This is a genomic window from Massilia hydrophila (assembly GCF_020208145.1).
Classification (GTDB): Bacteria; Pseudomonadota; Gammaproteobacteria; order Burkholderiales; family Burkholderiaceae_D; genus Telluria; species Telluria hydrophila.
The window spans coordinates 27,619-48,868 of sequence record NZ_JAHYBX010000002.1 but is presented as its reverse complement, the minus strand read 5'-3'; the positions used below and the strand labels follow the sequence as shown (position 1 = coordinate 48,868).

24 protein-coding genes are annotated in these 21,250 nt (G+C 67.9%); 17 read left to right on the top strand and 7 right to left on the bottom strand.

What is annotated here, in order from left to right; all coding sequences use genetic code 11:
• Positions 1-45: 45 nt before the first annotated feature.
• On the bottom strand, positions 46-939 hold the full coding sequence (locus LE190_RS07325; protein WP_225238118.1) for a LysR family transcriptional regulator ArgP: 894 nt from the start codon (positions 937-939) through the stop codon (positions 46-48).
• A gap of 95 nt (positions 940-1,034) precedes the next feature.
• On the opposite strand from LE190_RS07325, the gene LE190_RS07320 reads away from it, so the two are divergent.
• The 3 genes from LE190_RS07320 to LE190_RS07310 all read left to right on the top strand — a co-directional run bounded on the left by LE190_RS07320 (position 1,035) and on the right by LE190_RS07310 (position 3,875).
• A complete protein-coding gene (locus LE190_RS07320) occupies positions 1,035-1,652 on the top strand; it encodes a LysE/ArgO family amino acid transporter (RefSeq protein WP_225238117.1) in 618 nt (205 codons plus the stop codon).
• 32 nt (positions 1,653-1,684) lie between these two features.
• A complete protein-coding gene (locus tag LE190_RS07315; protein ID WP_307734690.1) occupies positions 1,685-2,767 on the top strand; it encodes an NAD(P)H-dependent flavin oxidoreductase in 1,083 nt (360 codons plus the stop codon).
• 100 nt (positions 2,768-2,867) lie between these two features.
• Positions 2,868-3,875: a zinc-binding alcohol dehydrogenase family protein gene (locus LE190_RS07310; protein WP_225238116.1), complete on the top strand. Its 1,008-nt coding sequence runs from the start codon at positions 2,868-2,870 to the stop codon at positions 3,873-3,875.
• Positions 3,876-3,943: 68 nt separating this feature from the next.
• On the opposite strand, the gene LE190_RS07305 is transcribed toward LE190_RS07310, so the two are convergent.
• A complete protein-coding gene (locus tag LE190_RS07305) occupies positions 3,944-4,639 on the bottom strand; it encodes a DUF6624 domain-containing protein (protein WP_225238115.1) in 696 nt (231 codons plus the stop codon).
• Between the two features lie 55 nt (positions 4,640-4,694).
• On the bottom strand, positions 4,695-5,171 hold the full coding sequence (locus LE190_RS07300; RefSeq protein ID WP_225238114.1) for a GNAT family N-acetyltransferase: 477 nt from the start codon (positions 5,169-5,171) through the stop codon (positions 4,695-4,697).
• A 104-nt stretch (positions 5,172-5,275) separates the two neighbouring features.
• Here LE190_RS07300 and LE190_RS07295 point away from each other — a divergent pair, with 104 nt between their 5' ends.
• From LE190_RS07295 to LE190_RS07275, 5 genes are read left to right on the top strand one after another with little or no spacing between them, the layout of a single operon-like run.
• Positions 5,276-5,842: a histidine phosphatase family protein gene (locus LE190_RS07295; protein WP_225238113.1), complete on the top strand. Its 567-nt coding sequence runs from the start codon at positions 5,276-5,278 to the stop codon at positions 5,840-5,842.
• A gap of 55 nt (positions 5,843-5,897) precedes the next feature.
• Entirely contained in the window at positions 5,898-6,248 is a 351-nt protein-coding gene (locus LE190_RS07290) for a DUF6152 family protein (RefSeq protein WP_225238112.1), read from the top strand.
• Positions 6,248-6,727 carry a hypothetical protein gene (locus tag LE190_RS07285; protein WP_225238111.1) on the top strand — a complete coding sequence of 160 codons (480 nt, stop codon included), beginning with the start codon at positions 6,248-6,250 and terminating at the stop codon, positions 6,725-6,727. Before LE190_RS07290 ends, LE190_RS07285 begins: the two co-directional genes overlap by 1 nt.
• Before the next feature lie 24 nt (positions 6,728-6,751).
• Positions 6,752-7,444 (top strand): SOS response-associated peptidase, encoded by a 693-nt coding sequence (locus LE190_RS07280; protein WP_225238110.1) that lies wholly within the window; start codon positions 6,752-6,754, stop codon positions 7,442-7,444.
• A gap of 45 nt (positions 7,445-7,489) precedes the next feature.
• Positions 7,490-8,275, top strand: coding sequence for a glutaminyl-peptide cyclotransferase (locus tag LE190_RS07275; RefSeq protein WP_225238109.1), 786 nt, complete (start codon positions 7,490-7,492; stop codon positions 8,273-8,275).
• Between the two features lie 9 nt (positions 8,276-8,284).
• On the opposite strand, the gene LE190_RS07270 is transcribed toward LE190_RS07275, so the two are convergent.
• From LE190_RS07270 to LE190_RS07260, 3 genes are read right to left on the bottom strand one after another with little or no spacing between them, the layout of a single operon-like run.
• The gene (locus LE190_RS07270) at positions 8,285-9,313 is read right to left on the bottom strand and encodes a zinc-dependent alcohol dehydrogenase family protein (protein WP_225238108.1); all 1,029 of its coding nucleotides are present in this window, start codon (positions 9,311-9,313) and stop codon (positions 8,285-8,287) included.
• Positions 9,314-9,335: 22 nt separating this feature from the next.
• Entirely contained in the window at positions 9,336-9,800 is a 465-nt protein-coding gene (locus LE190_RS07265) for a DUF2269 family protein (protein ID WP_225238107.1), read from the bottom strand.
• Positions 9,800-11,089, bottom strand: a complete 1,290-nt coding sequence (locus LE190_RS07260; protein ID WP_225238106.1) for an SDR family oxidoreductase — start codon at positions 11,087-11,089, stop codon at positions 9,800-9,802. Before LE190_RS07260 ends, LE190_RS07265 begins: the two co-directional genes overlap by 1 nt.
• Positions 11,090-11,139: 50 nt before the next feature.
• Here LE190_RS07260 and LE190_RS07255 point away from each other — a divergent pair, with 50 nt between their 5' ends.
• On the top strand, positions 11,140-11,607 hold the full coding sequence (locus tag LE190_RS07255; RefSeq protein WP_225238105.1) for a hypothetical protein: 468 nt from the start codon (positions 11,140-11,142) through the stop codon (positions 11,605-11,607).
• 427 nt (positions 11,608-12,034) lie between these two features.
• Here LE190_RS07255 and LE190_RS07250 read toward each other — a convergent pair whose 3' ends face one another.
• On the bottom strand, positions 12,035-12,970 hold the full coding sequence (locus LE190_RS07250; RefSeq protein ID WP_225238104.1) for a DUF808 domain-containing protein: 936 nt from the start codon (positions 12,968-12,970) through the stop codon (positions 12,035-12,037).
• 199 nt (positions 12,971-13,169) lie between these two features.
• On the opposite strand from LE190_RS07250, the gene LE190_RS07245 reads away from it, so the two are divergent.
• From LE190_RS07245 to LE190_RS07210, 8 genes are all read left to right on the top strand, one after another.
• Positions 13,170-13,391, top strand: coding sequence for a BrnA antitoxin family protein (locus LE190_RS07245; RefSeq protein ID WP_225238103.1), 222 nt, complete (start codon positions 13,170-13,172; stop codon positions 13,389-13,391).
• Positions 13,392-13,501: 110 nt separating this feature from the next.
• A complete protein-coding gene (locus LE190_RS07240; RefSeq protein ID WP_224947036.1) occupies positions 13,502-13,786 on the top strand; it encodes an HU family DNA-binding protein in 285 nt (94 codons plus the stop codon).
• Between the two features lie 122 nt (positions 13,787-13,908).
• Positions 13,909-14,556, top strand: coding sequence for a LysE family transporter (locus LE190_RS07235; protein ID WP_225238102.1), 648 nt, complete (start codon positions 13,909-13,911; stop codon positions 14,554-14,556).
• A gap of 154 nt (positions 14,557-14,710) precedes the next feature.
• Entirely contained in the window at positions 14,711-16,744 is a 2,034-nt protein-coding gene (locus LE190_RS07230) for a FecR family protein (RefSeq protein ID WP_225238101.1), read from the top strand.
• A 329-nt stretch (positions 16,745-17,073) separates the two neighbouring features.
• The gene (locus LE190_RS07225; protein WP_224947039.1) at positions 17,074-17,340 is read left to right on the top strand and encodes an HP0495 family protein; all 267 of its coding nucleotides are present in this window, start codon (positions 17,074-17,076) and stop codon (positions 17,338-17,340) included.
• Positions 17,341-17,418: 78 nt separating this feature from the next.
• A complete protein-coding gene (gene lipB, locus LE190_RS07220; RefSeq protein ID WP_225238100.1) occupies positions 17,419-18,108 on the top strand; it encodes a lipoyl(octanoyl) transferase LipB in 690 nt (229 codons plus the stop codon).
• Between the two features lie 26 nt (positions 18,109-18,134).
• Complete coding sequence (gene lipA, locus LE190_RS07215) at positions 18,135-19,121, top strand: lipoyl synthase (RefSeq protein WP_225238099.1); 987 nt, start codon at positions 18,135-18,137, stop codon at positions 19,119-19,121.
• Between the two features lie 132 nt (positions 19,122-19,253).
• The gene (locus LE190_RS07210) at positions 19,254-21,248 is read left to right on the top strand and encodes a helicase-related protein (protein WP_225238098.1); all 1,995 of its coding nucleotides are present in this window, start codon (positions 19,254-19,256) and stop codon (positions 21,246-21,248) included.
• Positions 21,249-21,250: the final 2 nt, after the last annotated feature.

The following is a 21,250-nucleotide window of genomic DNA, read 5'->3' as shown; positions in this document are numbered from 1 at the left end:
CGCTGAAGTCGGGCCTGGCGCTCGCGCCAGGACAGCGCCCATGTCCTAGGTCATGGGCAGCAGCACTTCGCGCGCGGCCCGGATCAGGGCCGCACCCATGCGTTCGAGGCGCGGCGGCTGGATGCGCCAGGCGTGCCAGTACAGCGGCACGTTCACGTGCAGGCCGGGCGCCAGGTCCACCATGCTGCCGTCGCGCAGCATGGCTTCGCACTGCTCCAGCGGCAGCAGGCCATAGCCCATGCCCTGGCGGATCGCTCGCGCGAACGGGTCGCTGGCCGGCACATAGTGAAAAGGATACGACCCCTCCGGCAGCCCGAAGTGTTTCAGCAGGAAGGCCGACTGCAGCGAATCCTTGCGGTCGAACACGATCACCGGCGCCCGCCGCGCGCTCTCGCGCTGGAACCCGTCGGCGAACCACTGCCTGGCGAAGCCGCACGAGGCCACCATCCGGTAGCGCATCTGGCCGAGCGGGCTCGCCGTGCAGCCGTGCATCGGCGCCGCCTCGCCCGACACGCAGGCCACCACGCGCCCCTGTTCCAGCAAGGCGAAGGTATGGCCCTGGTTGTCGAGCACGAATTCGACCAGCAGTTCTTCGCTCGCCAGGGCCGGTGCCAGCACCGGCAGCAGCCAGGTGGCCAGCGTGTCGTTGTTGACCGCCAGCGCCACGCGTACCGGGCCTTCGTCCATGCCCATCTCGGCCAGGAACTCGGATTCCAGCAGCGTGCTGCGGCGCAGGAACTGCAGCAGGCGCGTGCCCGGGCCAGTCGGACGGCAGGGACGGCTGCGCACCAGCAGCGGCGTGCCGAAGTCCTGCTCCAGCGCCGAGATGCGCTGCGAGACGGCCGAGGGACTGATCGACAGCTGGGCGGCCGCCGCTTCCAGGCTGCCGGTGTCGAGGGCGGCAATGAATGCGGCGCTACGGCGGGGATCAATCTGCATCGGATCAGTTTTGCTTAAGCAAGTTTAGAAAACATGAATATATTTGAATTATCGTCGTGCGTCCGCGAGCATGGGGTCTTTCTTGGAGAAGCATCATGTTTTCGCAACAGGTTTTCCTGCAGGGACTGGGCCTGGGCGCCAGCCTCATCATGGCCATCGGCGCGCAGAATGCGCACGTGATCCGCACCGGCGTGCGCGGCCAGTACGTGCTGGCCACGGTCGCCACCTGCATCGTCGTCGACGTGACGCTGATCGCGCTCGGCATCGCGGGGCTGGGCGCGCTGGTGGAAGCCTCGCCCACCCTGATGGCGGTGGCGCGCTACGGCGGCGCCGCCTTCCTCGTCTGGTATGGCTGGCGCTGTTTTAGAAGCAGCCTGCGAGGCAGCGCATCGCTGGCGCTGCCGGCCGAGGCGAACACCGTGACGCTGGGCCGGGCGCTGGCCACGGTCTTGGCACTGTCGCTGCTCAATCCGCACGTCTATCTCGACACCGTGGTGCTGCTCGGCGCGGTGGGCAGCAGCCTTGGCGGCGACGCCCGTCCCTCGTTCGCGCTGGGAGCGATGACGGCATCGGTGCTGTGGTTCTCCCTGCTCGGTCTCGGCGCGCGGCGTTTTGCCTCCGTGCTCGGCCGTCCGTCGGTGTGGCGCGCGATCGAAGCCTTGACCGGCTCGCTGATGCTGGTACTGGCCTGCCTGCTCGTGCGCGCAGCGTAAGCGCCCCGCTGTGGCTATACTCATGACTGGACTTGACCAAGGAAGCCGCCATCATGCGCCACGACCTGTTGTCGACACTGGACATCCGCTATCCCATCATCCAGGCCCCGATGGCGGGCGTCTCGACCCCGGCGCTGGCCATCGCCGTCTCGGAAGCCGGCGCACTGGGCTCGGTCGCCGTCGGCACCTCGACCGTGCAGCAGGCGCGCGCGGCGATCGGGGCGGTGCGCGAGAAGACCAGCCGGCCGTTCAACGTCAACGTGTTCACCCATCGGCCGGCGCAGGCCGACCCGGTGCGCGAGGCCGCCTGGCTGGACTGGCTGCGGCCGCACTTCGAGCGATTCGGCGCCCGGCCGCCCGCCGCGCTGGGCGAGATCTACCGCAGCTTCCTGGACGACGAGCCGATGTTCGAGCTGCTGCTGGAACTGCGTCCCGCCGTGGTCAGTTTTCACTTCGGCCTGCCGCCGCAGGACAGGATCGATGCGCTGAAGGCGGCCGGCATCGTGCTGTTCACCACCGCGACCTCGCTCGACGAAGCGCTGCAGATCGAGGCGGCCGGCATCGACGCCATCGTCGCCCAGGGCATCGAGGCCGGCGGACACCGCGGCATGTTCGACCCCGCCGCGCCCGATCCCGCGCTGCCCACCTTCGCGCTGCTGGAACAGTTGCGCGGCAAGGTGTCGCTGCCGCTGATCGCCGCCGGCGGCATCATGCATGGTGCACATATCCGTAGCGCGTTCCACCACGGCGCCAGCGCGGTCCAGATGGGCAGCGCCTTCATCGCCTGCCCGGAGTCGATGGCCACGGCGCACCACCGCGCGCTGCTCGCCCGCGGCGCCGCGCTGCGCACCGAGCTCACCGGCGCCATCTCGGGCCGGCCGGCACGCGGCATCGTCAACAGGATGTTCACCGAGGTCGGCGCAGCCGGCCATCCGCCGCTGCCCGACTACCCGATCGCCTACGACGCCGCCAAGGCCCTGCATGCGGCAGCCTGCGCCAAGGGCAGCCAGGATTACTCGGTCAACTGGGGCGGCACCAATGTGGGCCAGGCACGCGCCATGCCGGCGGGCGAACTGGTGGCCATGCTGGCGGACGAGATGAACGCAGCAGCCTAGAGGGCGCGCCCCGATGGGCGGCAGCGCTCTTCAGCCGCATTGTTCCGTACCGGGTTGCCATGGAACGGGCGCCTGGATCAACACTTACCGGAGATTCAACATGAAAGCAGTGGTGTATACCCAGCACGGCCTGCCCATCGCCGACCCCCGTTCGCTGCAGGAGACCGAATTGCCGATGCCGCTGGCCGGCCCGCACGACCTGCTGGTCGAGGTGCGCGCCGTCTCGGTCAATCCGGTGGACACCAAGATCCGCCTCGGTGTGCCAGTCACCGAACCGCGCGTGCTCGGCTGGGATGCGAGCGGCATCGTGCGCGCGGTCGGCAGCAATGTCAGCCTGTTCAAGGAAGGCGACGAAGTGTTCTATGCCGGTTCGCTGCTGCGCCCCGGTGCGAACAGCGAATTCCACGCAGTCGACGAGCGCATCGTCGGCCATAAACCCGCGACGCTCGACTTCGCCCAGTCGGCCGCCCTGCCCCTGACCGCGATCACGGCCTGGGAACTGCTGTTCGACCGCCTCCGGATCGCCGAAGGCGGCGGCAGCGGCAAGTCGCTGCTGGTGATCGGCGCGGCCGGCGGCGTCGGTTCGATCCTGCTCCAGCTGGCACGCAAGCTCACCGCCTTGACCGTGATCGGCACCGCCTCGCGCGATGCAACGCGCAACTGGGTGCGCGAACTGGGCGCCCACCACGTCATCGACCACACGCAGCCGCTGCGCGCGCAGCTCGAAGCGCTTGGTTTCCCGGAGGTGGACATCGTCATCAGCCTGACCCATACCGAGCAGCACTATGACGCCATTGTCGACGTGCTGGCCCCGCAGGGCCAGTTCGCCCTGATCGACGACCCGGCCATGCTCGATGCCGTGCCGCTCAAGCGCAAGTCGATCTCGCTGCACTGGGAACTGATGTTCACGCGCTCGATGTTCGAGACGCCCGACATGATCAAGCAGCACAAGCTGCTGAACCTGGTCGCGCAGATGGTCGACGAAGGCAGCCTGCGCACCACCCTGGGCGAGCACTTCGGCAGCATCTCGGCCGAGAACCTGCGCCGCGCGCATGCGCTGATCGAGAGCGGCCGCGCGGTCGGCAAGATCGTGCTCGAACATGCTTGAGTGCTCGCGGCTGCCCGCGCGCCACGCCATCGGCGCCACGTCGACGAAAGGCGCCGAGGCGCCGACGTTTATTTCCCTATGGGCGGCAGCGTCCGGCCGCCCGGCGGCGCCGCGTAATGGTGCTCGCCGGTCCTGCTGTCGGGGCAATGCTGCAGCTGCAGGACCAGTTCCTTGTACTTTTCCAGCGACGGCAGGCCGAGCCGGGCACGGCGCTCCTCCACCAGGGTCCGGTCGTCCATCGGCGCGAAATCGAGGTCGCAGGCACTGTCCGAGCGCGACGCCAGCTGCGTTCCGTAGCGCTGCGGACGCTTTTCGGCGACGGCGATGCGGTCGCTGAGCACGGCGAACTGCTGGTCGACCCTTCCGCCGCTGGCGACGGCCTCGCGCTCCATCAGGACCAGCACCTCCTTCTGGAAGGCGGGGTCGTGGTCCGCGTGCTGGGCCAGCAGCCAGGCGTTGCCCGCGGCCTGGTCCCCCACGCCCTTCCTCGACGGCCAGCCGCAGCGCGCCACCAGGCGTTTCAGGCGCGCCGTATTGGTCCGGTCCACCAGCCGCATATAGCCTGACAGCTTTACCTGCTTCGGGCCCAGCGGGTCGAGGAAATCGATGCGCGTGCGGATCGCCTGGTCGGCGCTGGCCATGGCGGCCAGGTCGGCGGCATAGCTGTCGCAAGATACGGTCTCGGCAGCTTCGGCAGCCTGCGCGGACAGCGGAGCCGCCAGGCAGGCTGCCAGCAGCAGGGTATAGCGACAATAGGGGCGCATGGCATCTCCGGAACAGTCTGGCCCAGTGTAGCGAAGGGGCCGCCCATCGTCCATGCTAGGGGCATGGAAGCATCTTTTCCATGAACACCGACGCTAGCGCGACGCCACTACGGTGCGGATAGGTTTCGCGCCGCAGCGCCACATAGCCGGCGCGCTCGTAGAAAGGCAAGGCGTTGAGCGAAGCCGACACGAACAGGCGGCCCAGGCCGTGTTGCGCCGCCATGGCATCGAGCGCCGCCAGCAGCCGGCGCCCAATGCCGCGTCCCCCGTACGCGGGGTCGACAAAGGCGGCGTCCAGCTCGCCCGTGTCCAGGTCCAGGATCGCATAGCCGAGCATCTTGCCATCCTCTTCCGCCAGCAGGCCGCCGCCTGCCGCCAGCAGGGCCGCCATCCGGTCGGGCGGACCGGCGGCGCACCAGGCGTCGAGGATGTCCGGGGCATAGTGCGAGGCGCAGCCGATGCGGATGGCACGGGTACGCAGGGCCCACAGGGCGGGGATATCGGCAGCGAAGGCCTGGCGCTGGATCGGCATGGGAATCGGTCAGGAGAAAAGCCCTAGCTTATCCGCCTGCCGTGCGCGCGTCCATGCCGCGCCGGCGGGATAATCGTGCGCAGGCCGATTCCTTGGAGACAGGCATGCAGCGACGACGCTTTCTGGCCACGAGTGCCGCCCTGGCGGCCAGCCCCCTGGCGCTGGCCGACGCGGCGCTGTGGCAGGGCCTGCGCGCTGGCGGGTACGTGCTGCTGATCCGCCACGCGGCCACCGATCCCGGCATTGGCGATCCGCCCGGTTTCCGGCTTGGCGTGTGCAGTACCCAGCGCAACTTGTCGGAAGCGGGCAGGCGCCAGGCCCGCGCGCTCGGCGCGGCCTTGCGCAGCCGCGGCATTCCCACCGGACCGGTGTTGTCGAGCCGCTGGTGCCGCTGCCTCGACACCGCCCGTCTCGCTTTCGGCCGGGTGGAACCGGCGCCGATGCTCGATTCCATGTTCCGCGACAGCCAGGCCGCCGCGCGTGCCAAGGAGGGCCAGGTGCAGGCCCGGGTCGGCCGGCACCGCGAGCGCTCCAACCTGGTGCTGGTGACGCACGACGTCAACATCCGCGCCCTGGCCGGAGAATACCTGGCCCCCGGCGGGATCGTGGTGGCGCGCCCCGGCCCCGGCCGGCTCGACGTGGTGGGCCAGCTGCCGCTCTCCGGTGATTGACGCCGCAGGGAGCAGGCGTAGAATCGGGCTGCCCTTTCCTTGCACGGAGGCTCCCATGAAACGCGCGCTTGTTTCTGCTGCACTGTCTGCTGCCCTGCTGGCCACTTCCGCTCTTGCCCACCATGGCTGGAGCGAATACGACGCCGACAAACCGCTGACCCTGTCCGGCACCATCGCCGAATCGGGCTACCTGCAGCCGCACGGCTTCGTGCGCCTGAAGACGGCCGACAAGACCTGGCTGGTGGTGCTGGCTCCGCCCGGACGCATGGAAAACCGCGGCCTGCCGAAGGCCCGGCTGGCGGCCGGGGGCAATGCCACGGTGGTCGGCTATCCGCACCGCAGCAAGCCGGATGAGCTGCGCGCCGAACGCATCACCATCCAGGACAAGACCACGGAGCTGCGCTGATGCCGCTGCAGGACGCGGCCAGCGTTGCCGCGTCCCTGCCCCTGGCCCGCGCCTTGCGCGAGCACGCCTGGCTGTACCCGGCCATCGAGACGCTGCATATCCTCGGCTTCGCGGTGCTGGTGGGCGCGGTCGCGATGTTCGACCTGCGCGTGCTCGGCTTCGGACGCCAGCTGCCGGTCAGGGCGCTGGCGCGCCACCTGCTGCCCTGGTCGGCCGGCAGCATGCTGCTGGTGCTGCCCACCGGCCTGCTGCTGTTCGTGGCCGATCCGCTGGCGCTGCTTGTCAACCGCATCTTTCTGCTCAAGCTGGGACTGATCCTCGCGGCTGGCCTGAATGCGCTGGCCTTTCATGCCGGCCCGTATCGCCAGGCCGATGCCTGGCCGGCGCGGGCGCCGCCGCGCGCCGTGCTGCACGCCCTGCTCTCGCTGGGCCTGTGGATCGCCGTGATCGCCTGTGGACGGCTGCTGGCATACTTCTAGCGCTTGCACTATGCTTGGCGGACCATGTGCGTCAACTACCACTCTCCCACCCGCGAACAGTTCGGCACCCTCGGCGCCTTCAGCGAACTGCCGGCCGATTGGCGCTGGCCCGACGAGGTCTGGAAGGACTACAGCGCGCCGATCATCCGCCGCGGCAGTGACGGCAGCCCGTCGGCCTGCCTGGCCAGCTACGGCATGGTGCCGCGGCGCCACATCCCGCCCGGCGTGAAGCCCTTCGACACCATGAATGCCCGCGCCGAATCGCTGGGCGAGCGCCGCTCCTTCGCGCCGGCCTGGCGCCGCCTGCAGCTGTGCGTGGTGCCGATGGCCTGGTTCTACGAGCCCTGCTACGAAAGCGGACGCGCCGTGCGCCACGCGATCGGCATGCATGACGACAGCCCGTTCATGGTGGCCGGGTTGTGGCGCGAGTGGACGGAAACCGATGGCGGCGTCGCCTCCTCGTTCACCCAGATCACGATCAACGCGGACCAGCACCCGCTGATGGCGCGCATGCACAAGCCCGGGGACGAGAAGCGCTCGCTGGTCGTGATCGGGCCGGAAGAGCTGGACGACTGGCTGGCCTGCCGCGACGTGGAGACGGCGCGCAGCTTCCTGCGCCATTATCCGGCGCAGCGGATGAAGACCTGGGCTGCGCCGCAGACGGTGCACAAGGCGGCCAAGGCAGCCGAGGCGTCACCGAACCTGTCGCTGTTCTAGCCAGCCATGCCATGCCTGGGCGGCGATCGTGCTACAGTTTCCCTCATGCTGAAACCGATTGCCACCCTCGCCCTCGCTGCCGCTGCCGCTGCGGTTCCTGCCATCGCCACCGCCCAGGCGACGGTGCCGATCTACGGCTTCGTGGTCAAGAACAGCTATCCGCACGACCCGAAGGCCTTTACCCAGGGCCTGTTCTTCCGCGATGGCCACCTGTACGAGACGACCGGCCGCAACGGCAGCTCGTGGCTGCGCAAGGTAGACCTGGCGAGCGGCAAGGTGCTGCAGCAGAAGGACATGCCGGCCGAGGTGTTCGGAGAAGGATCGACCCCGGTCGGCGGCGATATCCTCGCCCTCACCTGGACTTCGCAGACCGGCTACGTGTACGACCTCAAGACCTTCAAGCTCAAGCGCAGCTTCAGCTACGTCGGCGAAGGCTGGGGCCTGGCCAGCGATGCGAAACAGGTCTACATGAGCGACGGCAGTTCCTTCATCCGCATCCTGGAACCGAAGTCGCTGAAGGAAGTACGGCGCATCCAGGTGACCCATGCCGGCCGCCCGATCGCGCAGCTGAACGAACTCGAGATGGTCGAGGGCGAACTGTTCTCGAACGTATGGGGTTCGGACCTGATCATCCGGATCGACCCGGCATCGGGCAAGGTCAAGGGCGTGATCAACCTCGAGGGCCTGCTGCCGGCCGCCCAGCGCGGCACCCTCGATCCGGACGCGGTCCTGAACGGCATCGCCTGGGACAGCAAGGGCAAGCGCCTGTTTGTCACCGGCAAGCTCTGGCCCAGGCTGTACGAGATCGAACTGGTGCCGCAGCAGCGTTGAGCGGCCCGCTCAGTTGTCCTGGCTGGTCACGTCGATGACCACCTTGCCGAAGTGCGAGCCCGATTCCATGTAGCGGTAGGCCTGCTGGGCCTGTGCGAACGGGAACACGCGGTCGATCACCGGCTTCAGGCCGGTCATGTCGGCAAAGCGCATCACTTCTTCCAGCATGGCGCGGCTGCCCACGAAAATGCCGACCATGCGCTTGGCGCTGGCCAGCAGCGAGGCCGGATTGACCTCGCCGCCGAAACCGCTGACGCCGCCGATGATCGCCACCGTGCCGCCCATCGCCGCCGCCGCCACCGAGCGGTTGACCGTGCCCTTGCCCCCCACTTCCAGCACCACGTCCGCGCCGCGGCCCTGGGTCAGGGCCAGCACTTCCTCGTGCCATTCGGGAATGGTCTGGTAGTTGATGGTGTGGTGGGCACCGAGCGCGCGGGCGCGCTGCAGCTTCTCGTCGCTCGAGGAGGTGATGATGGTGCGCAGGCCGGCGGCCCGGGCCAGCTGCAGGCCGAGCACCGAGACGCCGCCGGTCCCGAGCAGCAGCACGGTGTCGCCCGGCTTGATCCCATTGCTGGAGAAGAACATTGCATTCCATGCGGTGACGCCGGCACACGGCATGGTGGCGGCCTCGATGAAGCTCAGCGAGGCCGGAACCTTCGCCAGCGCGTCCTCGTGCAGCACTACTTCCTCGGCCAGCATGCCGTCGATGTCGCCGCCCAGCGCATGGCGGATCTTTTCCGGCGAGGTGCGGCCGTCCTGCCAGTAGGGGAAGAAGGAAGCAGCCACCCGGTCGCCGACCTGCACGCGCGCCACGCCCGGCCCGACGTCCAGCACCTCGCCGGCCCCGTCCGAGCAGGGGATGATCGGATCGTCCACGGTGACGAGGTAATTGCCGCTGGCGACCATCAGGTCGCGGTAGTTCAGCGACACGGCATGCACACGGATGCGCACTTCGCCGTGGCCGAGCTGGCGGTCCGGGTAGTCGATGCACTGCAGCCCGTCGATGTTCGCGCCGGGAAGAATCTGGTAAGCCTTCATGGGGTTCTCCTGGAGTGAGAGGTCACATCGGCTTGGCGACCATCAGCCAGAAGATCACCACGAAGGCGATAAAGGCCGGAACGCCGAGCGTGACCCAGATACGGAAATAGCGCCAGTATTGCGGCGGAAGTATGGTGCCCGTGCGCGCCGCTTCCCGGGCGATGTCGCGCATGCGGATCTGCAGCCACACCACCGGCAGCCAGCAGGCACCGGCCAGCACGTACAGGGCAATCGACCACATGATCCATTTGCTGTGCAGCGGATAGCCGGCCAGGTGGATCATGTAGAAGCCGGTGAGCGGCTGCAGGATGGCAGTGGTCGCCGTGAACAGCCAGTCGGCCACCACCACATATTTCGCCACCACGGCGATGGCACGCACGTCGCGGCTGACGTTCGCGAACAGCATGTACCAGGCCGAGCCGATGCCGGTGCCGAACAGGAAGGTGGACGAGAGGATATGCAGCCACTTGATGACGACGTAATCCATTATTCTTTCTCCAGTTCGTAGAGCAGCCAGATGGCTGCCAGCATGGGCAGGTTCTTGGTGAGCGGCCCGTAGGGGTGCAGCAGGAATTCCGGCAGCTTGATCGCGATGACGACGGTATAGAAGCCGATCAGTCCGAGCTGCGCCAGCCACAGCCAGCGCCGCCGTTTCAGGCACAGGATGCCCAGGCCCAGCACCAGGTCGAAGGTCGCGGCGCCGTACAGCATCAGCGGCTGCAACCCTGCCGGGATGCCGGTGCGCCCCAGCAGCTCGTAGCTGGCCTGGACCGGGTACAGGCCGTAGGAGACGATGGCCGTGACGATCCACACCGCCACGATGGAGAAGCGCAGGACGGGTAGCAGCCAGCCCAGCTTGGCCTGGCTGCGCTCGGCGCCGGGATGGCGGATGAAATCCTGGACAGGACGCGGCGGATGGCCGATCAGCTGCGTGGTCATGGACACGTCGCCCGCGTTGCCGCGGTCGAGCATGCGCAGCGCTTCCTCGTCGAGCAACCCGCCCGGCAGCAGGCCGCCGAACTTCGCCACCAGGCGTGCCAGTGCGCCGGGCAGGGTGACGACGTGTTGCCGTTTCATCCCCATGCCCGTGCGCAGCGCCTGCAGGTAATCCGTGAATGGCATCGCCTGCGGCCCCACCAGGGGCACGCGCAGCGCCGTGCCGGCGCCCGGAATCAAGGGCAGGCGGTGCTTGAGCAGGCCGGCGACGGCGGCCGCCAGGTCGTCGATGTGGATCGGCTGCACCAGCTGGGGCGCGCTGCCGAAACGCAGCGTGAGCGGCATGCTGGCCAGGGTGCGAAACGCCCTGGCGCTGGTGCCCTCGCTGCCGTACACCAGCGAGGGCTGCACGATGTAGGCGCGCAGCGGCAGCGACGCCAGGTAGTCGTCGGCGGCCTTCTTGGACAGGTGGTAGGCTGTGTCGGCGTCGCGGTCGGCGCCCAGGGCCGAGAGCTGGATCACCATCTGCACCTCGTGCGATTCGGCGCAGGCGGCGAACAGGGCGCGCGGCGCCTCCACATGCAGGCGCTCGAAGCTCTGGCGACCCGATTCACGGAAGATGCCGACCGTGTTGATCACCGCGTCGATGCCAGTAAGGCGCGCCAGCCAGACGGATTTATCGGTATCTTGGGTGAAGTCCGCATGGATGTAGGCGAGGCGCGGCTCCGTGCTTGCTGTGGGCCGGCGCATCGTGCAGACGACATGGTGGCCGTCGGCCAGGAATGCCTGCAGCAGGTGTTGTCCGATGAAACCGCTTGCTCCCGTCAGCAAGATCCGCATCCATGCTTCCTTTCACGTTTCGTTCATCCGTTCATCACCAAGAGGACCCAATGGAAAACTGGAACACGGCATTACAGCGCGGCCTGGTCGGCGGCGCCACCTCCAGCATCCTGTCGACGGTGGCGCTGGCGGCGCTCGGCAAGAAGGAAGTCGGCAGCGCCTTCGCTCCCACCAATGCGGTCAGCCACTGGATCTACGGCGACAAGGCGGCGCGCCATAGCGGCCCGTCGATGCGCTACACGGTGCCTGGTTACCTGATCCACCATGCCAGCGCTACCTTCTGGTCGATCCTGTTCGAGCGCTTCGCCGGCAAGTATCTCGACCGCAAGACGCCGGTAGGCATGCTCACTGCATCGGCGGCCACCGCGGCCTTCGCCTGCTTCGCCGACTACCAGCTCACGCCCAAGCGCTTCCAGCCGGGCTACGAGAAGCACCTGTCCAAGCCGTCGCTGGCCATCGTCTATGCCGGCTTCGCGCTGGGCCTGGCAGCGGGCGCTGCGCTGATTCGTCGCAGGTAGTCTAGAACAGGCAGGAAAAACGTGCCGCCCTATGTCTACGCGTTAATGGTGCATGGGCTCATCGGCTTCCTGGACGTGGCAATCAACCACGAGTGGCTGGCCAGGCTACCCACGCGGCGCGAGTGCGTACGCGAGGAGCGCTTGCACAGCGCGCGCGAATTACTGTTCGCTTCGCTCGCCTGGTTCGAATGGCAGGGGGCCTTTGCAGGGTGGATCGTGGCGCTGTTTGCCGGAGCTGCTGGCATCGGCGCGCGACGTGGTGATCGAAGGCGAGGTGCGCCAGCTGCCGGCCAGCGAACGCCTCCTGCACCTGTTCCTGTTCGTGAACCTCGGGGTCCTGGTCACACTGACCGGACAGGCGTTGCTGGGGTGGCATGCGCTGCCGTCCGGGCTGGTGCCGGTCGATCACGGCTGGGGGAGCTGGGGATCAATGGCCCTTCTTGCCGCGCATGCGCTGGACGATGGTGACCACCACCAGCACGATCGCGCCGACGATGACACCCGCAATCGCATCCACCACGGTCGGGGTGATCGCCGCCAGTACGCCGCCCACGCCCGGCACGCCGGCCGTCATGTGCGCCGCTCCCTCGGCAAAGTGGTGCAGCGGTTCCCAGGCATGGGCGATGATGCCGCCGCCGACCATGAACATGGCCGCGGTGCCCACCACCGACAGGAACTTCATCAGACGCGGCGCGGTGGCCAGCAGCAGCTTGCCGGTGCCGCGCGCCAGGCCGCTGGCCTTGCCGCTCAGGTACAGGCCGGCGTCGTCCATCTTGACGATGCCAGCGACCAGGCCGTACACACCGATGGTCATCAGGAGCGCGATCGCCACCAGCACCATTACCTGCTGGCTGAAGGGGGCGTTTTCCACGGTGCCGAGCGCGATCACGATGATTTCGGCCGACAGGATGAAGTCGGTGCGCACCGCGCCCTTGATCTTGTCCTTTTCGAGCGCGCACATGTCGGCCTCGGTTGCCGCCAGGTTGGCGACGTGCTCGGCCTTGTGCTGGGCGTCTTCTTCCTTGCTGTGCAGGAATTTATGCGCGAGCTTTTCAAAGCCTTCGTAGCACAGGAAGGCACCGCCGATCACCAGCAGCGGCGTGATCAGCCAGGGTACGAAGGCCGAGATGGCCAGCGCGGCCGGCACCAGGATCGCCTTGTTCTTGAACGAGCCCTTGGCCACCGCCCATACCACCGGCAGTTCGCGGTCGGCATTGACCCCGGTCACCTGCTGGGCGTTGAGCGCCAGGTCGTCGCCCAGCACCCCGGCGGTTTTCTTGGCGGCCACCTTGCTCATGACCGAAACGTCGTCGAGGACGCTGGCGATATCGTCCAGTAATGCCAGCAAACTGCCTGCAGCCATTGTTCATGCTCCAATCATGTCAAGATGTCCACATCTTACCCGAGGGCGGGAAGCCAGTCACACGGTTCAGCGCGGCTTTTTGCATTCCAGTCGCGCAAAACTGCATCTCGTCGCTTTTGCCGGGCATCCCATCCCGCACATACGTATAGTGCGAGGCTGTTGGCTGCGGTACTGCAGCCTCGCCACCGAAGGAGACGCCATGAATACCGAATCGACCCTGCAAGCCATTCCGGTTGCGGCACCTGCGCGCCGCGCCCGCCCGCCGAAACGCAAGACCCGTATCACGATCTACCTCGACGACGAAGTGCTGAGCGAATTCCGCAACCTGTCGGAGCGCTGCGGCACCGGCTACCAGACCCTGATCAACGCCGCCCTGCGCCACCGCCTGGCGGGGCCCGGCGCCGAAACCAGCCTGGCCTGACGCCCGCGAACGGCGCGCCTGTGGCACGCCTGCGCGTACCTCCGGGTAGCGAGATTACATAGAGCAATAATTATGCTAATCTTCCTCCTCTTTTAACCCCGGAGGGACTTATGAAAAAAGGCGAACTGATCGCGGAATTCGCGAAGCGCACCGAGATGTCGGGCGCGGCTGCCAACACCGCCGTCAACACGATCATCGAGATCATCACCGAGCGCCTGAAAAAGGGCGACACGGTCGGCATCACCGGCTTCGGCACCTTCTCGGTTACCAAGCGCGCAGCGCGCAAGGGCCGCAACCCGGCAACCGGCGATGTGATCAAGATCGCTGCCTCGAAGAGCCCGCGCTTCGCTGCCGGCGCCACCCTGAAGGCCGCCGTCAATCCGAAGAAGAAGTAAGCACTACCCAGGCCCTGCGCCGCGCTCCGGTTTGCCGGACGCGCGCGCTGGCCCGTTTTACGCTACATTCTCCAGCCGCACTCTCGCGCTACCCTCCTCTTCCTTTCCTTTCTTGCCGCAGCATGAGCTTCGCCACCTGGATTGCCTTCGTCATCGCCGGTTCGCTGATCGCCATTTCTCCCGGCTCCGGCGCCGTGCTGTCGATGTCGCACGGCCTGGCCTATGGCCTCAGGAAGGCCAGCGCCACCGTGCTGGGGCTGCAGTTCGGCCTGATCCTGGTGCTGGTGATCGCGGGGGCCGGCGTCGGCTCGCTGCTGCTGGCTTCCGCGCTGGCCTTCACCATCGTCAAGACCATCGGCGCGCTGTACCTGATCTACCTCGGCATCGCCCAGTGGCGTGCGAAGGCCGAAGCGGCGCCCGCTGCCGGCGCGCTGGCGGCCGGCCTGCCCGCGCACCCGGGCTTCGGCAAGCGCGTGATGACCGGCTTCCTCACCAATGCCACCAACCCGAAGGGCATCATCTTCATGGTCGCGGTACTGCCGCAGTTCATCGCCAAGGAAGCGCCGCTGCTGCCGCAGCTGGCGATTCTGGGCGTGACCATGGTGACCATCGACTCGCTCGTCATGCACGGCTATGCCGCCCTGGCCTCCTCGATGCAGCGCTTCTTCCGCGACGTGCGCGCCGTGAAGCTCCAGAACCGCGTGTTCGGCGCCGTGCTGGTGCTGATGGGTTCGCTGCTGTTCCTGGTCGAGCCGGGCCGCCGCGCCTGACGCGGGCCTGCGCGCCCAGCGCGCGGTCACAGGTGTAGCGCGCCGTGTAACTGTCACTCGGCAGTTGAAACTTTCTGTAATTTGCGTGGTCCCGCAGCCTGGCCTGCGTTGTAATCAGCGTGCCGTCCTTCGTCCCTCTCTTGCGGAGCCTTCCATGAACAAGCGATTCGCCCACACCGCCGTGATGCTCGCGCTCGCGGCCCTCTCCACTGCCGCGCTGGCGCAGGATGCGTTCGACAGCGAGCCGCCCGGCCGGGTGGGGCGTGTCGCGCTCGCCCAGGGCAAGGTCAGCATCAGCGGCGGCGACAGCGCCACCGACGCCCTGGTGAACTGGCCGGTCACCAGCCGCAACCTGATCACCACCGCGCCCGGCGGACGCACCGAAGTGCGGGTCGGCTCGACCGCGATCCGCGTCGACGGCGACAGCTCGCTGGAAGTGACGGAACTCGACGACGACAGCCTGCGCCTGCGCCTGCACTACGGCAGCGCCAGCATCCGCATCCTGAGCGACGAGGTGCTGCCCGAATTCGAGCTGAGCACGCCGCAGGGCCGGGTGCGCATGCTCAGGCCCGGCCGCCTGCGGGTGGATGCCGAGCGCGTGGCCGACACCAGCGTGGTCAGCGTGTTCGACGGCGAAGCCCGGGTCGAGGGCGGCGGCGCCAGCCTGACGATCCGCGCCGGCCGCAGCGCGGAACTGCGCGACGACGACGTGCGTACCCTGCAAGCCCAGCGCGACGGCTTCGACGACTGGGCGCTGGAACGCGACCGCGCGCTCGACGGCGCCCGTTCGGCGCGCTACGTCGGCACCGAGATGACCGGCTACGAGGAACTCGACCGCTACGGCAGCTGGCAGGACGATCTCGAATACGGCCCGCTGTGGATCCCGTCGGTGGCCACGGGCTGGGTGCCCTACCGCGACGGCCGCTGGAGCTGGATCTCGCCCTGGGGCTGGACCTGGGTCGACAACGCGCCGTGGGGCTATGCACCCTTCCACTACGGGCGCTGGGTGCAGGTCAGGAACCGCTGGGCCTGGGCGCCGGGCCGGGTCGAGCGCCGCCCGCTGTGGGCGCCGGCGCTGGTCGGCTGGGTCGGCGGCAGCGGCTGGAGCGTCAACTTCCACCAGCACGGCACGCAGCCGGCCACCGGCTGGTATCCGCTCGGCCCGCGCGACCATTACGTGCCGCACTACCGCCTGTCGGAGGAGCGCCAGCGCCGCCTGAATAGCTGGAACTGGCGCGACGGGCCGCGCGATGGGCGCGGGCGCCGTGACCGCGACGGCGACGGGCGGCCGGATTACCGCAACCGGGGATTGACCGTGGTGCCGCAGGCGCATTTCGGCCAGCGCGGTTCGGTCGTGGTGCCGAACGCGCCGCGCGCGACACCGTCGCAGGCCTTGCCGGCCACGCCGGGCACCGCCCCGGGCGCGCCGCAGGGCTGGCGCGAACGTGCCACATCACGGCCGCTCGCCGGCCGTGACCGCGACCGCGACGGCATTCCCGACCGCGTCGACCGTGACCGCGATGGCGACGGCATTCCAAACCGGGTCGACAGCCGCGACGACACGCGCGCCAATGCGCCGTTGCGCACCCGGGCCGACCGCGATGGCGATGGCATCCGCAACCGCTTCGACCGCGACCGCGATGGCGACGGCATCCCGAACGTGGCGGACCGACAGGACGGTGCGCGCGATAACCGGTGGCGGGAACGTGGCGGGCGTGACGAACGCGCGGAGCGTGGCGAACGTGGCCAGCGTCCGCCGGTAGTGGCAGCGCCGGTCCAGCCTCCGGTAGTGACGTCACCGGCTGCGCTGCCCACGCCTGTCGTGACGCCGCCGGTTCAGCCGCGACCAGAACCGGGCCAGCCGGGCTTTGGCTTCCAGGGCGAGCGCGGCATGCGTGGCGACCGGGGTGACCGGGGTGACCGGGCAGACCGCCCAGACCGGCCAGACCGGGCAGACCGCAGTGAGCGTTTCGAGGGCCGGCGCGAGCGTCCGCAGCCGATGGCGCCAATGCCGCAGCCCGCGATGCAGGCGCCCGCCGCGCCGCAGGCGATCGCGCCGACGGCACCGCGCGCCATGCCGATGCCGGCTCCGGCCGCGGCACCGTCCGGGCCGCCGCCGGGGCGGGGCCGCTTCGAGCAACGGACCGAAACGCCGGACGGCGACCGGCGGCCCGACAAGATGCGTTGAGGGAAAACAGTGTGGATGCAAGGGCCGGATGCCGTATCCGGCCCTTTTTTCTGGCGCGCCCTGCCCTTGCGCCGTCCACTCCGCGCTTTGCGTCGTCTGTCGTCCCAATCGACCGTTCGTCACATTCCGTTCGCGCCATGGCGGCCAAACCGCTACAGTGGCATCACTCGCTCGCAGGCAGCAGCGCTGCTCCGAGCGGCCCGAATGTCCCGCTATTTCTCTAGCTGATAGAAATAGTTCAGGCCGGCCGATAGCGCCGGCCTCTTTTTTTCCGCCCATGCGCCTCCATCTGGGAGCGGCTACAATGCCGCTTTGCACAGGACGAAACCATGGACCCGAAAGACTCCCTCATCGAATACCCGAGCGACTTCCCGATCAAGGTGATGGGCGCTACCCACGCCGACTTCGAGGCGACGATCGTCGAGGTCGTCATGCAGCTGGACCCGACTTTCCATGCTGGCAAGGTACAAAGCCGTCCCTCGGCCAAGGGCAACTACACCGGCCTGACGGTGACGGTGCGCGCCACCAGCCGCGAGATGCTGGACGACGTCTACCGCGCCCTGTCCTCGCACCACATGGTCAAGATGGTCCTGTAGCTTCCGGGAAGCCGGCGGGCACGACAGATCGCGCTGGCTTATAATGACAGGGCTGTCCATATTCCCGCCCTATACCCAATGTCCGCATCCCGTCCCGTCCCGCCGCTGGTCCGCGCGCTTGGCCGCGTCGACTATGAGCCCACTTTCGCCGCGATGCGCGCCTTCACCGATGCGCGCACGCCCGAGACCCGCGACGAACTGTGGATCGTCGAGCATCCTCCCGTGTACACCCTGGGCCTGGGCGCCGACCGCGCCCATGTGCTGGCCCCGCATGGTATTCCCGTGGTCCAGACCGACCGCGGCGGCGAGGTGACCTTCCACGGTCCCGGCCAGGCGGTGGTCTACCTGCTGATGGACCTGCGCCGCAACAAGCCGGGCGGCAAGCTGTACGCGCGCCAGTTTGTGGCGAAAATCGAACAGGCGGTGATCGAGGTGCTGGCGGCGTATAATCTCGCGGGCGAACGCGTGGCCGGAGCCCCCGGCATCTACATGGCGGACGGCTTGAACAAGGGTGCGAAGATCGCTGCCCTCGGCCTCAAGGTGCGCGGCAACGGCTGCACCTACCATGGCGTGTCGCTGAACGTGGCGATGGACCTGTCCCCGTTCACTTGGATCAACCCGTGCGGTTACGCTGGCCTGGCCACGGTCGACATGCGCACGGTGGGAGTGGAAGCCCCGCTGGAGGATGTCCAGCAGGCGCTGGCGCAAGAACTCGTGCGCCAACTGGCGACGGCCGAAGCGGCCGTGCCGGAACCGAACAACCTCTGAATGGAAGCCCGCCAGGGCCCGAGCCAATGACTACCGAAACGACTACCGGCACTGCCGCCGCCTACGACGCCACCGAAAAGCAGAAGGGCGCCAGCAAGACCTCGCGCATCCCGATCAAGATCGTCCCGATCGCCGATACCGAGCGCCTCAAGAAGCCGGACTGGATCCGCGTGAAGGCCGCCACGGCCTCGTCGCGCTTCTACGAGATCAAGGACATCCTGCGCGCCAACAATCTCGTGACCGTGTGCGAGGAGGCGAGCTGCCCGAACATCGGCGAATGCTTCGGCAAGGGCACCGCGACCTTCATGATCATGGGCGACAAGTGCACCCGCCGCTGCCCGTTCTGCGACGTCGGCCACGGCCGTCCGGACCCGCTCGACGTCAACGAGCCGGGCAACCTGGCCAAGACCATCGCCGATTTGCGCCTGTCGTATGTCGTGATCACCTCGGTGGACCGCGACGACCTGCGCGACGGCGGCGCCGGCCACTTCGTCGAGTGCATCCAGAAGACCCGCGCCCTGTCGCCCAACACCAAGATCGAGGTCCTGGTGCCGGACTTCCGCGGCCGCCTGGAAAAGGCGCTGGACATCTTCGCCGCCGGCCTGCCGGACGTGATGAACCACAACCTCGAAACCGTGCCGCGCCTGTACAAGGAAGCGCGCCCGGGCGCCGACTACCAGCACTCGCTGGTGCTGCTGCGCGACTTCAAGAAGAAGTACCCGAACGCGGTCACCAAGTCGGGCCTGATGGTGGGCCTGGGCGAGACCGACGAAGAGATCCTGGAAGTGATGCGCGACATGCGCGCGCACGACATCGACATGCTGACCATCGGCCAGTACCTGGCGCCGTCGAACTCGCACCTGCCGGTGCGCCGCTACGTGCATCCGGACACCTTCAAGATGTTCGAAGAGAAGGCCTACGAGATGGGCTTCGTGCACGCCGCCGTGGGCGCCATGGTGCGTTCGTCCTACCACGCCGACCAGCAGGCGCACGAAGCAGGCGTCGCCGCCTGATCCGCTTGAGCGCGCGGGGCGGCGCCGCCGCTGTCCCGCGCGTTCAAGCGTGCATGTCCCGCGCGTACGCGAACAGTGCGTGCGCCGCTTCCGCGATATAGTTGATATCAACCAGACATCGCGCAAGCAAGCATGAATCACAATCCAACCCCTTCGGACGACACCGAACACGACGACGCCTTCCTCGAGCGCGAACTTGACTTCGCGGAGCGCGGCATCGAACTGGTCAAGATGGAAGGCCGCGTCTTCCTGCGCTTCTCGGGCGAGGTGCGCTACGAAGGCCTGCGCGTACCCTACCGCCTGGTCCCGTCGCGCGGCGTGCTGGCCAAGCCGAGCAAGTGGCGCAAGATGGACATGCTGGCGCGGCGCGACCTGCTGGCAGAGCGCGCCACGCCGGACGCCATCGAGGAACTGCAGACCGAGGCCGAGGATTTCGTGCGCGACATCGCGGAACAGGCCGACGACTTCGGCTGGGACCCGATGTTGTTCCTGCAGGTGCTCGACGAGCTGGAAACCTCGGAGCCGGCCGAATACGTGTTCCACCGCATCGCGCAGCGCCTGACCCACGCCGTCGAGCGCGAGCAGGAAGAGCGCCACGCCGCCCGCACCAAGGAAAGCATCAACCTGGCCGAGTACCCGGAATCCTTCGAGGTGGCCAGCCGCATGGAGCGCAGGTTCATCGCCCTGCTCGGGCCCACCAACTCCGGCAAGACCCACCGCGCGATGGAAGCGCTGGCCAAGGCCGCGAGCGGCGTCTACCTGGCGCCGCTGCGCCTGCTGGCGCTGGAAAACTACGAACGCCTGCAGAACGCGCGCCCGCACGGAAAAGAGATCAAGGTCAGCCTGATCACCGGCGAAGAGCGCCGCATCGCCGAGGACGCGACCCACGTCGCCAGCACCGTCGAGATGCTGGATACGAAAACGGCGGTGGAGGTGGCCGTCATCGACGAGATCCAGATGCTGGCCGACCGCGACCGCGGCGCCGCCTGGACCGCCGCCGTGTGTGGCGCCCCTGCCTCCACCGTGTTCCTGGTCGGCGCGCCGGAAGCACGGCGTGCGATCGAGGCGCTGGCCGAGCGGCTCGAGGTGCCGCTCGAAGTGCACGTATTGAAACGCATGGCGCCGCTGGCGATGGAACCCGCGCCGGTGCGCAAGCTCGGCAACCTGCGCCGTGGCGATGCCGTGATCGCCTTCTCGCGGCGCGACGTCCTGATGTGGCGCGACATGATCACCGAGAAGGGACTGTCGGTGGCCACCGTGTACGGCAACCTGTCGCCGGAAGTGCGGCGCGCCCAGGCCGAGCGCTTTCGCGAGGGCCAGGCCGACATCGTGGTCGGCACCGACGCGCTGGCGATGGGCCTGAACATGCCGATCGCGCGCATCGTGATGACCACCACCGTCAAGTACAACGGGGTCGAGGAAGAAGAGATCTCCGCTGCGCTGGCCAAGCAGATCGCGGGCAGGGCAGGGCGCTACGGCGTGCACGAGGAAGGTTTTGTTGCCGGCTACGACGAGGACACGCACCAGGTGATGCGCGCGCTGATGAAGGAAAAGATCGCGCCGGTGGCGGCCACCGGCTTCGCGGTCGCGCCTTCGCTGGAACAGCTGCACCGCATTTCGTCGGTGACCGGCGAGACCTCGCTGGTGAAGCTCCTGAAACGCTTCGTGCACAACATCGACGTGCCGGACGGCTTCTTCTATCCCCGCATCACCGAAGAGCAGAACGAACGCGCCGAATGGCTCGACACGCTGCCGCTGTCGGTGGCGGAGAAGTTCATGCTGTCCCTGGTGCCGATCTCGAGCCGGGTGCCGGTGCTGCAAAGCGCCTGGGAACATTGGGCGCTGTCGCTGGCCAAGAAGAAGGTGTGCCGGCTGCAGCCGCACCCGCAGGAGCTGTTCTACATGAACCTGCAGGAGGTGGAAGACACCTGCCGCATGTACTCGGCCTATGCCTGGCTGGGCTACCGCGAGCCGGAATACTTCCCGAGCATCGCCGAAGCGCAGCAGCTGGCGCGCGAAGCGTCGGAACGGGTGGATGCGATCCTTCAGCAGCAGAACACGGCGGCGCGCCAGCGCGGGGGCTCGGGTGGGTCGGGTGGCGCAAGGAGCGGCAAGCGCCGCCGCTGAAT

Bases quoted from the DNA above. Each gene is read 5' to 3' on its own strand.
- LE190_RS07265 (WP_225238107.1), bottom strand. From the start codon at position 9,800: ATGGATTACGTCGTCATCAAGTGGCTGCATATCCTCTCGTCCACCTTC.
- LE190_RS07230 (WP_225238101.1), top strand. From the start codon at position 14,711: ATGAACAAGCGATTCGCCCACACCGCCGTGATGCTCGCGCTCGCGGCC.
- LE190_RS07210 (WP_225238098.1), top strand. From the start codon at position 19,254: ATGAATCACAATCCAACCCCTTCGGACGACACCGAACACGACGACGCC.
- LE190_RS07310 (WP_225238116.1), top strand. From the start codon at position 2,868: ATGAAAGCAGTGGTGTATACCCAGCACGGCCTGCCCATCGCCGACCCC.
- LE190_RS07225 (WP_224947039.1), top strand. From the start codon at position 17,074: ATGGACCCGAAAGACTCCCTCATCGAATACCCGAGCGACTTCCCGATC.
- LE190_RS07285 (WP_225238111.1), top strand. From the start codon at position 6,248: ATGCCGCTGCAGGACGCGGCCAGCGTTGCCGCGTCCCTGCCCCTGGCC.
- lipA (WP_225238099.1), top strand. From the start codon at position 18,135: ATGACTACCGAAACGACTACCGGCACTGCCGCCGCCTACGACGCCACC.
- LE190_RS07320 (WP_225238117.1), top strand. From the start codon at position 1,035: ATGTTTTCGCAACAGGTTTTCCTGCAGGGACTGGGCCTGGGCGCCAGC.
- LE190_RS07255 (WP_225238105.1), top strand. From the start codon at position 11,140: ATGGAAAACTGGAACACGGCATTACAGCGCGGCCTGGTCGGCGGCGCC.
- LE190_RS07270 (WP_225238108.1), bottom strand. From the start codon at position 9,313: ATGAAGGCTTACCAGATTCTTCCCGGCGCGAACATCGACGGGCTGCAG.
- LE190_RS07295 (WP_225238113.1), top strand. From the start codon at position 5,276: ATGCAGCGACGACGCTTTCTGGCCACGAGTGCCGCCCTGGCGGCCAGC.
- LE190_RS07245 (WP_225238103.1), top strand. From the start codon at position 13,170: ATGAATACCGAATCGACCCTGCAAGCCATTCCGGTTGCGGCACCTGCG.
- LE190_RS07235 (WP_225238102.1), top strand. From the start codon at position 13,909: ATGAGCTTCGCCACCTGGATTGCCTTCGTCATCGCCGGTTCGCTGATC.
- LE190_RS07325 (WP_225238118.1), bottom strand. From the start codon at position 939: ATGCAGATTGATCCCCGCCGTAGCGCCGCATTCATTGCCGCCCTCGAC.
- LE190_RS07250 (WP_225238104.1), bottom strand. From the start codon at position 12,970: ATGGCTGCAGGCAGTTTGCTGGCATTACTGGACGATATCGCCAGCGTC.
- LE190_RS07260 (WP_225238106.1), bottom strand. From the start codon at position 11,089: ATGCGGATCTTGCTGACGGGAGCAAGCGGTTTCATCGGACAACACCTG.
- LE190_RS07280 (WP_225238110.1), top strand. From the start codon at position 6,752: ATGTGCGTCAACTACCACTCTCCCACCCGCGAACAGTTCGGCACCCTC.
- lipB (WP_225238100.1), top strand. From the start codon at position 17,419: ATGTCCGCATCCCGTCCCGTCCCGCCGCTGGTCCGCGCGCTTGGCCGC.
- LE190_RS07275 (WP_225238109.1), top strand. From the start codon at position 7,490: ATGCTGAAACCGATTGCCACCCTCGCCCTCGCTGCCGCTGCCGCTGCG.
- LE190_RS07300 (WP_225238114.1), bottom strand. From the start codon at position 5,171: ATGCCGATCCAGCGCCAGGCCTTCGCTGCCGATATCCCCGCCCTGTGG.
- LE190_RS07240 (WP_224947036.1), top strand. From the start codon at position 13,502: ATGAAAAAAGGCGAACTGATCGCGGAATTCGCGAAGCGCACCGAGATG.
- LE190_RS07290 (WP_225238112.1), top strand. From the start codon at position 5,898: ATGAAACGCGCGCTTGTTTCTGCTGCACTGTCTGCTGCCCTGCTGGCC.
- LE190_RS07305 (WP_225238115.1), bottom strand. From the start codon at position 4,639: ATGCGCCCCTATTGTCGCTATACCCTGCTGCTGGCAGCCTGCCTGGCG.